This window comes from Hymenobacter terrenus (assembly GCF_000972495.1).
In the GTDB taxonomy this organism is placed as follows: Bacteria; Bacteroidota; Bacteroidia; order Cytophagales; family Hymenobacteraceae; genus Hymenobacter; species Hymenobacter terrenus.
This window is the reverse complement of record NZ_LATM01000031.1, coordinates 41,399-53,564: the sequence shown is the minus strand read 5'-3', so window position 1 is coordinate 53,564 and position 12,166 is coordinate 41,399. Positions and strand designations below refer to the sequence as shown.

At 56.2% G+C, this 12,166-nt stretch carries 10 protein-coding genes and 1 pseudogene; 7 read left to right on the top strand and 4 right to left on the bottom strand.

Annotation, left to right across the window (positions count from 1 at the left end):
- The first annotated feature begins 328 nt into the window (after positions 1 to 328).
- Positions 329 to 739, top strand: a complete 411-nt coding sequence (locus WX88_RS31565; RefSeq protein WP_052733013.1) for an IS5 family transposase — start codon at positions 329 to 331, stop codon at positions 737 to 739.
- Positions 740 to 748: 9 nt separating this feature from the next.
- Positions 749 to 1,159, top strand: a complete 411-nt coding sequence (locus WX88_RS31560) for a transposase (protein WP_052733012.1) — start codon at positions 749 to 751, stop codon at positions 1,157 to 1,159.
- Positions 1,160 to 1,543: 384 nt separating this feature from the next.
- On the opposite strand, the pseudogene WX88_RS32315 reads toward WX88_RS31560, so the two are convergent.
- Positions 1,544 to 2,377, bottom strand: a pseudogene (locus WX88_RS32315) (IS982 family transposase).
- Between the two features lie 524 nt (positions 2,378 to 2,901).
- Here WX88_RS32315 and WX88_RS22855 point away from each other — a divergent pair.
- The 3 genes from WX88_RS22855 (at position 2,902) to WX88_RS22845 (ending at position 6,323) form a co-directional block, all read left to right on the top strand.
- On the top strand, positions 2,902 to 3,702 hold the full coding sequence (locus WX88_RS22855; RefSeq protein WP_046246748.1) for a ParA family protein: 801 nt from the start codon (positions 2,902 to 2,904) through the stop codon (positions 3,700 to 3,702).
- Positions 3,703 to 3,789: 87 nt separating this feature from the next.
- Positions 3,790 to 4,116: a hypothetical protein gene (locus tag WX88_RS22850; protein ID WP_046246747.1), complete on the top strand. Its 327-nt coding sequence runs from the start codon at positions 3,790 to 3,792 to the stop codon at positions 4,114 to 4,116.
- A gap of 974 nt (positions 4,117 to 5,090) precedes the next feature.
- A complete protein-coding gene (locus WX88_RS22845; RefSeq protein ID WP_046246746.1) occupies positions 5,091 to 6,323 on the top strand; it encodes a hypothetical protein in 1,233 nt (410 codons plus the stop codon).
- A 188-nt stretch (positions 6,324 to 6,511) separates the two neighbouring features.
- Here the strand turns inward: WX88_RS22845 and WX88_RS30415 are convergent, their stop codons facing one another.
- The gene (locus tag WX88_RS30415; RefSeq protein WP_156176363.1) at positions 6,512 to 6,805 is read right to left on the bottom strand and encodes a hypothetical protein; all 294 of its coding nucleotides are present in this window, start codon (positions 6,803 to 6,805) and stop codon (positions 6,512 to 6,514) included.
- Between the two features lie 636 nt (positions 6,806 to 7,441).
- On the opposite strand from WX88_RS30415, the gene WX88_RS22835 reads away from it, so the two are divergent.
- Positions 7,442 to 8,419 carry a hypothetical protein gene (locus WX88_RS22835; RefSeq protein WP_156176362.1) on the top strand — a complete coding sequence of 326 codons (978 nt, stop codon included), beginning with the start codon at positions 7,442 to 7,444 and terminating at the stop codon, positions 8,417 to 8,419.
- Between the two features lie 871 nt (positions 8,420 to 9,290).
- Positions 9,291 to 10,100, top strand: coding sequence for a sulfite exporter TauE/SafE family protein (locus WX88_RS22830; protein WP_046246743.1), 810 nt, complete (start codon positions 9,291 to 9,293; stop codon positions 10,098 to 10,100).
- Positions 10,101 to 10,276: 176 nt separating this feature from the next.
- On the opposite strand, the gene WX88_RS22825 is transcribed toward WX88_RS22830, so the two are convergent.
- Both WX88_RS22825 and WX88_RS22820 read right to left on the bottom strand, forming a co-directional pair.
- On the bottom strand, positions 10,277 to 11,182 hold the full coding sequence (locus WX88_RS22825) for a WG repeat-containing protein (RefSeq protein WP_156176361.1): 906 nt from the start codon (positions 11,180 to 11,182) through the stop codon (positions 10,277 to 10,279).
- The gene (locus tag WX88_RS22820) at positions 11,092 to 12,132 is read right to left on the bottom strand and encodes a hypothetical protein (protein WP_046246741.1); all 1,041 of its coding nucleotides are present in this window, start codon (positions 12,130 to 12,132) and stop codon (positions 11,092 to 11,094) included. The genes WX88_RS22825 and WX88_RS22820 overlap by 91 nt, the downstream gene beginning before the upstream one ends.
- Positions 12,133 to 12,166: the final 34 nt, after the last annotated feature.

Sequence of the window (12,166 nt, the reverse complement as noted above, 5' to 3'; positions counted from 1 at the left end):
AAGTAACCGCGCTTAATTTGCTGACAGGTACATAACACCGTCTAGGCAGCGTCCTTCTGCGTCTGAAGTGGTCCAAACTCCAAAAAAGGCACCAAGTCGAACTGCCAGCGATGAGCATCGACAAATAGCATCTGCAACACCAAGCAGTGCCGTGTGCTATTCAACCCGTGCTTTACCTACTCTTGGTAAATCGTGTAGTCTGCGTTTTCGCAACAAGTACGCTAATAAAGGGTGAACCTGTTTAGGAAGGGTCGAAGCGGCTAAAACAGAAAGGACTCCCACGGCATGAGCGAAATTTGAGGTGCGACCCATCTCCTTTCTCTCCGCCATGGAAGTCCTGTCCAAAGATATCATCGTGACCTGTATGTTACCCCATTTGCCGTTTCGTCCGGGCGGGCGACGCCCCGCCGCCGAGCCAGCAGAGGTGGTAGCCGCCATTCTCTACAAGCTCAAAACCGGCTGCCAGTGGCGCTTTCTGCCCGTGCGTGAGTTGCTGCCCCAGCGGCCGTTGAGTTGGCAAGGGGTGTTCTATCACTTCAATGAATGGCGCAAGCAAGGCGCTTGGAAACGGGTATGGGTGAGCGTATTGCGCCACCACCGCCGGCAACTCGACCTGTCGAGTGTGCCGCTTGACGGCAGCCATACCCCGGCTAAGAACGGCGGGGCAGCCGTGGGCTATCAGGGCCGCAAAGCGGCCCGCACCACCAATGCCCCGTTCCTGGCCGACAACACGGGCTAACCGCTGGCCGTGGCCACGCCTCAAGCGGGCAACCACCACGACACCTTCGGCCTCGGGCGCGTATTCGCCGAACTCTGTGACCTGTTGGTCCAGGCCGGTCTAAGCCTGGATGGCGTATTTCTGAACGCCGATAAAACCTTCGATACAAGCGAATTACGGCAAGCGTGTGCTAGCCGTGGCATCGAGGCCAATGTCGCCCGCAACCGGCGGGCAGCCGATTGGCAAACCGACGATGACACGCCGCTCGACCCCGAACTCTACCGCCGCCGGCTGGTCATTGAACAGATGAATGCGTGGCTCGACGGCTTCAAGGCATTGCTCGTCCGCAACGAAACATGTCTGCAAAACTGGCTCGCTTTGCACTGGCTCGCCTTCACCACACTTCTACTGCGTAAAATCGCCCGGCAAAAGACTTCCTAAACAGCTTCGGTATCTTAAAAATGGTAAAAAAAGCTTTTCCACCCGCTAAAATTATCTCATTTGCATTGTACTGCTACAGTTAGCGAAGGTTTTAGTCGATAGACATAGGGTTTTTGACAGGTGAAGTATTATGACCACAACTACCAAATTGCAAGAGAACACCGGTTGACGGAGCCACCTCATACTTGCCTAGGAGAAGTAGGCTTAGATGATAATGTGCAAGAGCGCGTGCCCAAACTTGTCCTGCATGTATATCGTGGCGGCCATCCGCTATGGCTAGGTCAATCTGGAATAATGTATAGCGCGTTCCGCTCAGCCAGTTATTCAAGCTCTTGGTAGGCTCCTTAGCTACGAGTGATGCTCTTAGCCAACCCAAGTTGCGGCCTATAACCCAAACCGGTCGAGGGCATGTACGGAGACGAAGAGGGCGATTGTCAAGGCAACGCTGGCGGCTGAGGTGGCGTGCATGCGCTTAGCAAACCGGTCGAGGAGGCCGCTGAAACAGGTTTCGATGCCGTGGCGGAAGTGGCGGATGAGGAAAGCGCGGGCCGGCACATTCGGCCGCTTGCTGTTGCCGCGCCGTGCGGTGTGCTGTTCGCTGCCGGTGGCCTCGGCAAACACGTCTTCCTGGACGTAGTCGGTATAGCCCGCGTCGGTGTAGAGCACACTCCCCTCGGGCAGGTCGGGGTCGACCTGGCGCAGCCCGGTTTGGTCGGCTCCGCTGCCGGGGTGGATGTGGTAGGCCACGGGCTGCCCGTCACTGGTGGCCAGCACCTGCACGTTGCCCCCCTAGAACCAGCATCGTTTGCTGGCACAGCGCCCATGAAAAGCCTTTCCCGTGAGTAGTTTGCAGCGACCGATACGCGTGTTGTGGCACACGGGTATGGGAAAGGAATCGAGCACGAAGCGGGCCTCGGCGTGCTGGTCTTTGAGCAACTGGCCGAAGGTGGCAAACAGCTCATCGAGCACGTCTTTGAGCTGGTGCAACTGGCGCGAAAAGCCGCTTTTGTGCAGCGGCGGCTGCCCCCAGTGCTCCTGCATGTAGCGCCGGGCCTGGGCCAGGTTAGCGCCAAAGTAGCGGGCCGCCACCACGGCCGTGGTCAGCACCTCGGCGTCACTCAGGCGTTGGCGCGGGTCCGGCGCCGGTGCCCAGGCCGGGCGGGTAGCGGCCAGCAAATCGTCCATAAAGCAGTACATTGCCACGGTCTGTTCCGTCACGGTCAAAGGCAGGAATGAAGCGTCAAATACTTCAAACCTACTCTGTTCCGCAAGGAACAGACTTTTTTTATGCCTCCTCTACCGCTGCGCAACTTGGGTCAGCTAGTAGTAGACGGTGTACTACTGCGGCTCGCGGGTTTATTCGTGCGGATTGCGGATACAGTGCGCTATCTGGCCTCTGACCAAGCTCCCCCTGCCCTATTCTTAACGTGTCGGCAAATTTGTCCGACAATATTGGTCTTGTCCTTGCGAAAAAGCTCAAGACGGGTCTGAGTTGTTTACTGCGTCTCAGCCATTGGCCGGGCTTTTGGTAGTACAGCTATACGCTCAGGAGCGGGTGTTCATAAGCGGAATGGGTCCGATTTTTTCTGGATATGAAATCAGAATATATGACCCAATCAGATGTATTATTTGGGTTATACAACATGAATAAGTGTAACCGTTACAACGGCTCATATTGTTTAGGGTTTCTAAATAATATGAGCGGTTCGTAGAAGTAAGATTAGTTAATCTATCTTTGCTTTATGAAGAAAATAACTTTTGCTAATCGAAAAGGCGGTGTGGGTAAAACCACTTCCGTATGGGCCGTGGGCCACGCATTGGCTCATTTGGGCAACCGGGTATTGTTCGTCGACTGCGACCCGCAATGTAATCTGAGCATGGCCTTGCCGGAGGTACCGGCAGCCCAGCACTTGGGCCTGGCCATTCGCGACGGGCACCCTCTGGCCGAAGCTATTGCGCAGGTCGGCCCGAACACCTCGGTGGTGCAGGCTACTTCGGAACTAACGGCCGTGGAAAAGATGCTCGGCACCGACATGGATTACCCCTTTGCCCTGCGCACGGCTCTGGCTACCCTGCCCCCGGATGCCTATGACTATGTGCTATTCGACACCAGCCCCAGCCCTCACTCGCCGCTGGCCGTAGCTGCGATGGTAGCCAGCGATGCCGTTTTCATCCCGACCCATCCTTCTTACTTCTCCTATGAGGGCTTGGCCTCGCTACTTGACGTGGTGAGTCGCATCAAACGCAACTACAACCCCCAGTTGCGGGTCGGTGGCATGTTTCTCACGTCTTACGCGAAATCCTACCGCGGGCGCCTGCACCGGGAATTTGTGGAGATGCTGGAGGCTCACCCTGAAATTGGCCCCTTGCTCATGGAGCAAACCATCCGCAAGAACAGTGTCGTGGAGGAGGCTCAATTGCAGCGAGAGCCCCTCCACGACTACGCTCCTGACAGCAATGCCTGCGTGGATTATGACCTACTCACTCAGGAAATACTCTCTGCCTTATCTGAGCCAGCTATCTTATCTAAAAAGAGCAGATGATATTACTTGTTCATACATACTGATCAAATTAATCTGTATAGATAGTATAGTTCTTCCGACTTGTTTAGCTCATTTGATTCAATCGACATGAAAAACTCATCTTCCAAATTCAACGTGGCTAGTCGGGTCAGCCCGGCTACTACCAAAGCCAATCCTGACGACCTATTATTCGCTTCCGCGCCAGTCGCAGCTTCTCCCGCGACCGAATCGGAAGCTGAGGAGTTGAAGCTGCGCTTTGGGTCCCAACTCCCGGCGGCTACCCTGGTTAAGCTGCACCGCGTGGCTTACTGGAGCCGTACACCGCTCAATGAACTCCTCGACGAAGCCTTAGGATTGCTATACGCCGCAAAGGCAGAAGCCGATAAGCCTCTGCCGGAAAAGGAGCGTGAGAAGCGCAAAATGCCCTTTGCCTGATACAGCTAGCTGTCTGGGTAAGGGAGGCAAGCAGTATAGCTGGTAAGTAGGGGAGGTGTAGCCCCAGGCTGCGGCAGTGATACAGTGTGCCGACTGATATGGCAGCCTGTTTGAGAGGAACAGGAAGCGGAAAGGCGCCACATCATGGGATGTTGTTAAACGCACACCTGCTGGCTACCGTNTCATGGGATGTTGTTAAACGCACACCTGCTGGCTACCGTGCCAGGTCGAGAAGAACGGCCGCCGTCGGGCGAGTAGCGTGGCGCTACGCTCTGGGTGGCGTGCCGAGTCAGGCGGCGGGTGGCGCCTGACTCGGCACGCCACCCACAAATTACCCTACACCACGAACACCACCTGCTGCCGATACACCTGCAAAAACCGCATTAATGGCGATAAAATGGTGTCAGATGCCACTTGATGGAAAGTAGAAGGGCCACAGTCGGGAGCGTGCTGGCAATAGTAGGGGGAGTAGGTATGCCTAGGCAGCATAGAGCGAAAAGGACTATGCCGACGATTCGGGCAAAAGGGAATCGCATTGCTGACAAATGAGAGGGCTGTCTGGCTATTGGTCCTGCGCTGGCAGCCACTGGGTGAAGAGCGTCATCTTATTCTTAAGCTGTTCGTTTTGAGGAGCAACACCGTTGACTCAGCCGATGACTTTAAGAACAGCGGGCACTGAGTTAACTCCAATCAGCGCATTCTACTGTGTCCAAATTGGCGCCTTGATTAAGGCACAAGTTGTTTGTACAACATGGATGCACACACGATGTCGTTTCATAAGAATGGAAATTCGAAGGTAACAGGCTTATTATTTAATGCCAACTGTTATTGAGCTCTTTAAAGATGTTTCTAGCAGTTAGGTCAGTTTATTCAAGGTCGCGTTTGGCAAAAAACTAATGGATTAAAATGCATCTTTGTTGCAAATCAGTGCTTATCTTTGTGGCGGTAATCTATTAATTCATTTCTTTTCCAACATGAGAAACACGCGACTCACTAATCGTACCTTTCAATTGGCGCTGAGCTTGACAGCGGCGACGGTTCTGGCGGCTTGCGACAAGGACGACAAAGAGGTGGTTCCTGCCGCCAAAGAGTACCGCTTTGTTCGGGTACTGGTCACCGACGAACTGGTGCCTAAGCTGACGCAGATTACCCCGCACAACGCTTCTATTGCCTCATTCGATGCGGATTTCCCATTGGGCGCCCTCTACCCGACGGCTTCCGGCCGCTTTGCCACGGTGCTGTACTCCTCTCAAAACTTGGTCAAGGTATTTGATACAGGGCTGGAGTCTCATGGCGACCACATCGACATAAAAGGTACGCCCAAGTGGGGCACCATTACGGCTACCGCGCCCCGGCCGTCGCACTTCAAAAGCAAAGGTGACGAGACCCTAATCTTTAACGACGGGGACGGCACGCTCAGCGTAGGCAACGAAGCAAATTTTCATAATTCGGGCGCCCAGTTCACGGTCATCAACGCGGGCCTCATGCCCCACCACGGAGCCATGGCGCATTTTAGCAACGACACGTATGCCGTTACTACGGCCAGCGCCAGCGGTGCCAGCCCCACCCGTGTGCAGGTGATTGACAAAGGTGGCCGTCTGGTACACGCCTCCACGTTGCAAACCGGCGCTATCCACGGCAACGCTTCTGACGGCGAAAACTCGGTATTTGGGGCCTGGACGTCCACCGCCAACGCCAGCGCCGGGGCGCTGGTTGTGAACAAGGACGGGCAGCAACGCCTGATTCCCAACCCTGCTGACTTTGGGGCTTTCCGCTTGGGCACTATTCTTTACGCCAAAGAGGCTCGCAAATTCATCGGATTCGCGGCCACTAAAGGCGCTTATCTGATTGATTTGACCGGCAACCAAATCACTCCGATTTACGCTGGCAACGATGCCTTCCAGTGCAAAACCGATTACGCCGGCAAAAACCTGCTGGTGCTCACATTGGATGGCAAACTGCGCGTTTATGACTTGGCTAGTGGTGCCCTTAAAAAGGAGGCCGGCGTAATTCCGGCCACGGCATCAGCCGATACTTATAAGCCGGTTTTAGAAGCCACCGAGAAATTTGCGTACGTAGCTGTGCCCACGCTGGGCGAAGTACACCAGATTCAGTTGGACAACCTCAGCACCGTAGCCCGGCACAAAGCAACCGCTCGTCCGGTACGCCTGATTGTATTAGGTTTTGAATCGGATGCTAATCATTAAACGCAGAGAGCCTCCGCACATCCCTTGTGTAGAGGCTCTTTGCTGGTGAGCCAGTGACACCAGCCACTCTCTGATTGACGTGGCCTTGCTGAAAAGCACTAAGCTGTTCGCCAACAGGCAGGTGAGCAGGCCCACATTTGGCTGCGGCATTTGCAGCTATTTTACCTCTGCGCCAAGCAGGCCATGAGCTAGGCCCCGCACCACCCAGTATGCAGCCCCCGACGCACCAGTGCCGGGGGCTTTTTCGTGCTAGGAACCAATAGTAAGGCGGCGGCTCTTGGTGCAGCGCCCAAGTCAACTGAGGCAAATATCCACGAGTTTATGTTTGATGACATCCCAACTGAACTCGGTGTGATGCGGAACGTAGCGATGCCGTAGCTGAGGTCGTCGGGCGGCCCTTGGACGGCGAAGCCACCAGTCTCGTGGTCCAAAAGTCCCGCCAGGCCTGTGGATGCGGCCGTCAGCATCGTGGGCGTGGCCATAGGCATCAGAAGCCGGCGGCGGGTGCCAGAGCGATTAGCCGAGGCCCTGACCTCGCAAGGTTATATCGTAAGCCTCACTCAAATTATATAACCGCTGCTGTAACTGGACAATCCAGGCGCCGGCTTTGAAAGCGGCAGGCCCCGAGTACCTCTTTTGGTAAGTGTCATTGCCCCGTTGAAGAACCCGCGCCGGAGCCGCGCAGTTTGAGCTCAATTTCTAGCCAGCATGGTCCGCCGCCGGCAAAAAGCTGGCGTAAGCTGATAATAGCACTAAACTAAGGGCCACTGAGCACTTGGAGCTGCCCAAAGCAGTCAGCCCCAAGTGCCCCGGCTACTGCCTTGCACTTCATTATCGCCCCTGTGCGGTGTGCTAAGGCTGGTGCGCCGAGCAGCCGACGCAAAAATATTGTGTCTGTTCCTTCGTTTTGGCTGGGCACCTTGTATTGCCTTAGGGGGCAGGTACCTCATTGCTGTATTTCCTTTTCTCACTTCTTACTCTTAACTCTAATGAAATAAACGCTCTTTTCTACGCTGGCGTGGGCGGGCATAGTGAGCAGTGCGCTGCTGGCAAGTAGCTGCCAACGCGACCCGGATGCTGCGGCACCGGTGGCACCTACCACCTCAACGGCAAACAGTTTGGAAAATACAACTGATTGTCCGCTGCTCGGTAATTGGACGGGCACTCAGCTCCAGCACAGCATTGGGTGCCAGGATGGCCCCGCCAGCTGGTCGGCTAACCCGGCGCAGGATGCCGAGGGCTACCTCGCCTTTGGCCCTTATGTCGTATTCCCCAATCCGCCCATTGCCACGCAAGCCAGTTTCACGGGCTACGTCTACTTTACCCTAGCCATCGACAATAATACGGCCCCGCCACCCGCCGGCAGTACCTACGAGATTGTCGCCGTATTGGAAGTGAACGACGCCACAGCGCAAAAGGTCATCGGCACCTACAACGTGACCCGACAGTCATTCAAAGCCGCTAATACGCCGCAGCAGTTCTGGTTCTACTCCGGTGAGATTCTCAACGGACACCAGATTGAGTTCCGGGTGAAGTGGCTTGACCGGGCCTACCTGCGCCTGGACAAGGTGCAGTTCCAGCCGAACCGGGGGGCGGGCTTTTGCACCGCCACCGTCGATGCCCATGTAATATCGGAGTGTCCTAAGCCAGATGCTAGCTGGACCGGAGCACAACTCCAGCACGGCATTGGGCGCCAGGATGGCACCTCCGGCTGGTCGGCCAACCCGGCGCAGGATGCGCCAGGTTACCTCATCTTTGGTCCTTACTACACCGGCTTGACGCCCGCTTTCAACAATCCCAGCGTAGTCGAAGGAACGGCCTACTTTAACCTGACCATTGACAATAACACGGCAGATAATAACTCAGTCGCCACCCTCGATGCATATGACGCGACCTCAAAACAACGACTAGGATCGCGCGTCATCACGCGCAAGAATTTCGCTAAAGCAAATTCTCCCGTTGAGTTTGCGGTCCAGATTGCTGGATGGCCTGTTGGTCATCAAGTTGAATTCAGAGTGTATTGGAAGGACCAAGTCTATATTCGGGTGAATAAAATTCAGTTTAATTCTCAAAACGTTTTTAACTGCCCTAAGTAGCTTCGCACTCGCAGAAGCTGTTCATGTGCGAATAAATTTGATAAGAGGTTGGTCCAGAAGCTGCATTTGGATCAGCCTTTTATCAAAGGCCCAGAGTGCAAGCAGGAGCGATGCCTAAATGGGCGGGCAACATGCCACCCCGGGAACTGATTTTGATGGACGTTAAAAAAAGAGCGTAGTGGACGGGGGTACTGTCGCGAAGCAGCGGCGTGTGCCGATGATAGAGCTAATCGAATAGCGCCGTAGAAAAAACGAGAAGTCTAGTATCTTCCAGATTCTGAATGCTTCAATCAGTCGGCTATCCAGTCCACAAGCTGCGGAAGTTGATATAATCATTTTGGTTAAACCCCCTGTTAAGCCTAACCTATCTTACTTAATCAGAAAATATAATTCATCTGATTTCTATTCCAATGGTCTCTGCGCATAAAGGGGTTCTCCACTACCGGTAGACTGCTTCGTTGCTGGGGTCGAACAGCCGGTCAACTTTAATGGATAAAAATTTATTGTGGTTTATGACTTGTCGGTGAGGGCGTTACATAATAGGCGCGGTATGCTGTCCAAAGCCGGTGAGTCACGATACAGTCCGTAGTGAGGTAGTAGCTCAACGAAAACGAATCGAGGTCAATGTAGTAAGTGTTCTGCACAGCGGGTGTTTGCTGCCGAAAACCAACCGCCCCCACCATCCAAGCTCAGCTGGTGTGCGCTGATGGGGTCTGAGGCTGCCTGCAACTTCTGTGCGCAGTCGCGCTGGCTGGGGATGTTGCGGCTGCTGACCGCATTCTCGGCCGTAAAGTCGAGAGTAGTAGTGGCCGGGGTAGTTAAGGGTAAGTTATGATAAATTATTATAACTTCATCCGTTTACTCGCCCTTCATGCTTCCTTACCTGGGCTACTTCGCAGCCATCTTCATTGGCATTTCGCTGGGCATTATGGGGGGCGGGGGCTCCATTCTCACCGTGCCCGTACTGGTGTACCTGCTGAGCGTGAGCCCGGTGCTGAGCACGGCGTATTCGCTCTTTGTGGTGGGCAGCACCTCGCTGGTCGGGGCGACGAGCTACTTCCGCCGGGGCTTGGTGTCGGTGCCCACGGCGGCCGTGTTCCTGCTGCCCTCGCTGGTGGCCGTATTTCTCACGCGCAACGTGCTGCTGCCAGCTGTGCCGCCCGAGCTGTTCACGGTCGGGCACCTGGTCTTCACCAAAGACCAGCTCGTGCTGGTGGCCTTTGCCCTGCTCATGGTATGCGCGGCCTACGCCATGATTCGGAGAGCTGGTCCGGAGCCCGCCGAATCGGCTGCCGGTCCGGGTGCGCTGAACTACCCGCTGGTGCTGACCATTGGGCTAGTGGTGGGCACACTCACCAGCTTTGTGGGGGCGGGTGAAGGCTTTCTCATCCTCCCGGCGCTGGTCCTCTTCGCGCGCCTGCCCATGCCGCGGGCCGTGGGCACGTCGCTGGCCATCATCGCGGCCAACTCCCTCATTAGCTTTCTCGGCGATTTAAGCGCCGGCATGCCTATCGACTGGCCTTTCCTGCTCCGTTTTCTGGTTTTTGCTCTGGTCGGCATCGGGCTCGGCACTTACCTGGCGCGCTTCATTCCGGGTGCTACGCTCAAGCCCGCGTTTGGGTGGTTCACGCTGGCAATGGGGGGCTTCATCCTGGTCCGGGAGGTGGTTTTGCCTAAATAACAACCCGTTTTTCTTCACTCATTCTCCTTGGTTGTTCATAAAAATAGCGCAACTGGAGGATGGAAGCTACGTCTCAAAGTAGTCGCGCCTGGATTTCCGTGGCCATGAGTCACCTCACGTGCCGGCGCTTATAGCCATCCTGACTTTGCATACAGCCTCCGGTACGGGACCACTGGCTAGTGAATGGGCTCTGCATCGGTGTCGATGATAAAGCTGCGGCCGTTTTGGGTAACGCGGGCCTTGCCATTTTCGAAGTCGGTGGCTAGCTCGTAGCGGCCAAACGGCTTGGTGCCTCGGGTGGGGTCGGCAAAATAGTCTTTGGTGATGTAGGTGTAGCCATCGGTGAGACGTACCCGGGCGAGGCCTTCGTGAAAAGAATAAGCTTCCTTGAACACCACAGGCGGCTTAGTAGGGTCTTCCGGCTCAGGACCACTGAGGTAGTGCCAGCCGCGGTGGTCGAGCACGGCGGCGTAACCTTCGGAGAAGTCAAGGGCATTGAAATAGAAGTCTGCAAACTCCTGGCCCTGCTCATCTAAAAAGGTGTACGCATTGCCAACCCGAACGCGGGCGTAGCCACCGGCGAAGGAGTTAAGGGCGTCGTACGCCGGAGCTACCACTTCCTTACCGGTTTCGTCGATAAGGCCATATACACCGTTGTCTTCCACCACGGCGCGTCCCTGCTGCACTGGGCTGACGGCCGAATATTTGGCCGGCACCACCGGTTCTCCACTAGCATCGACGAGGCCCCATTTGCCGTTTTCCTGGTACGGAGTGGGTGGGCCAGACTTGATGCGGCGCAGCCCCCACGCCCCGAGGCCTAACAATCCAAGCACGCCAAAAACAGCGGCAATACGGGGCAGCCGACGGCGCCATACCCGCAGCTTCCGGTAGCCGACCGGGGGTGGGGGAGTACCAGCCAGCGGAACCGGCGCAACCGGGGCCGCAGGGCCGCCGCTCGAACCAACTGCCGCCCGTGCATGCATCTGCTCAATCAACTGACCAAGTTGCTGAATATTAGCATCAAGGTCGCGGTTGAGGTTTGCTGACTCGGCGCGGGAAGCCCGAATGGTCTCCTCCAGCACAGCTTTTTCCTGGCTTTCGGCGGCCAACCGGTCACGTCACGCAAGGCCTGGGCCTCGGTGGTGACGGCTGGAGCCTGCTCCAGTTGCGCGCGCAACGCTTCCATGCGCCGCTCACGCTCGGCTTCCTGGGCTTCGAGGGCCCGGAGCTGCTGCTGTACTTGGGCCTGAGTGTCGCGCTGCATCCGTTCGAGGCGCTGCTTTTCGGCGCTGTTGGCGGCAGCCTGTGCGGCGGGGTGGCCGTAAGGGGTATCTTCGGGAATGTCATCGGCGCCAAGCCAACTCCAGGCCCGGCTCAGGAAGCTTCGGGCAGGTACCAGCTCGTCATCGGGTGGTGCGGTGGAAATGGCCGGCACAGGTGTCAGGTCGAGGTCGTCGGCTAAATTGCGGGCCCATTCCGTAAGTTCGGCCTCGGTTAGGTCGATTTCGGGGCGGGCGAGTTGGGTCAGGCGGCGGGGCAGCTGAGTGGCAGTGACCAATAGCTGAAAGCTGCCGTCGGGTAATTGGCTCAGATGCTCTTCTACTTCGGGGCTGAAGGTAACGGGAGCGCCGAACACCACCAGCCCGGAAATGAACTGTAGGTTAGCCTGTTCCGGCCCAAACTGCGGTTTTAGCCACGCGGCCAACATGGCCTTTTGCCGCTGAAACTGCTCATAGGGGTTATCAACTTCGGTACTGGGGCCGTGCAAAGGCTGGCCATCGAGTTGCCAGGCGCCGTAACTTAAGGCGGGCATCGGAAGCTTGCCGCCACGGGGCACCAAGACCAAGATAGTGATGCTGTGCGGCCGGATGACCACCGCATTCAGCGTTTCGCCCCCTTCTTCCACGGCAAAGTTGCCGAGCAGCAACGCTACGCCGGAGCCAGTCTCGGCCCGCAGGGTGACCACTACTCGGTCGTAAAGCTGAGCGGTGGCAGAGTCGGCGAAGGGCGTGAAGAGGAAATTGTGCAGCATAGTCAAACAAAGAAATCACTTTCTATCAAACCGA

Bases quoted from the DNA above. Each gene is read 5' to 3' on its own strand.
- WX88_RS31565 (WP_052733013.1), top strand. From the start codon at position 329: ATGGAAGTCCTGTCCAAAGATATCATCGTGACCTGTATGTTACCCCAT.
- WX88_RS22855 (WP_046246748.1), top strand. From the start codon at position 2,902: ATGAAGAAAATAACTTTTGCTAATCGAAAAGGCGGTGTGGGTAAAACC.
- WX88_RS22850 (WP_046246747.1), top strand. From the start codon at position 3,790: ATGAAAAACTCATCTTCCAAATTCAACGTGGCTAGTCGGGTCAGCCCG.
- WX88_RS22845 (WP_046246746.1), top strand. From the start codon at position 5,091: ATGAGAAACACGCGACTCACTAATCGTACCTTTCAATTGGCGCTGAGC.
- WX88_RS30415 (WP_156176363.1), bottom strand. From the start codon at position 6,805: ATGGCCACGCCCACGATGCTGACGGCCGCATCCACAGGCCTGGCGGGA.
- WX88_RS22830 (WP_046246743.1), top strand. From the start codon at position 9,291: ATGCTTCCTTACCTGGGCTACTTCGCAGCCATCTTCATTGGCATTTCG.
- WX88_RS22820 (WP_046246741.1), bottom strand. From the start codon at position 12,132: ATGCTGCACAATTTCCTCTTCACGCCCTTCGCCGACTCTGCCACCGCT.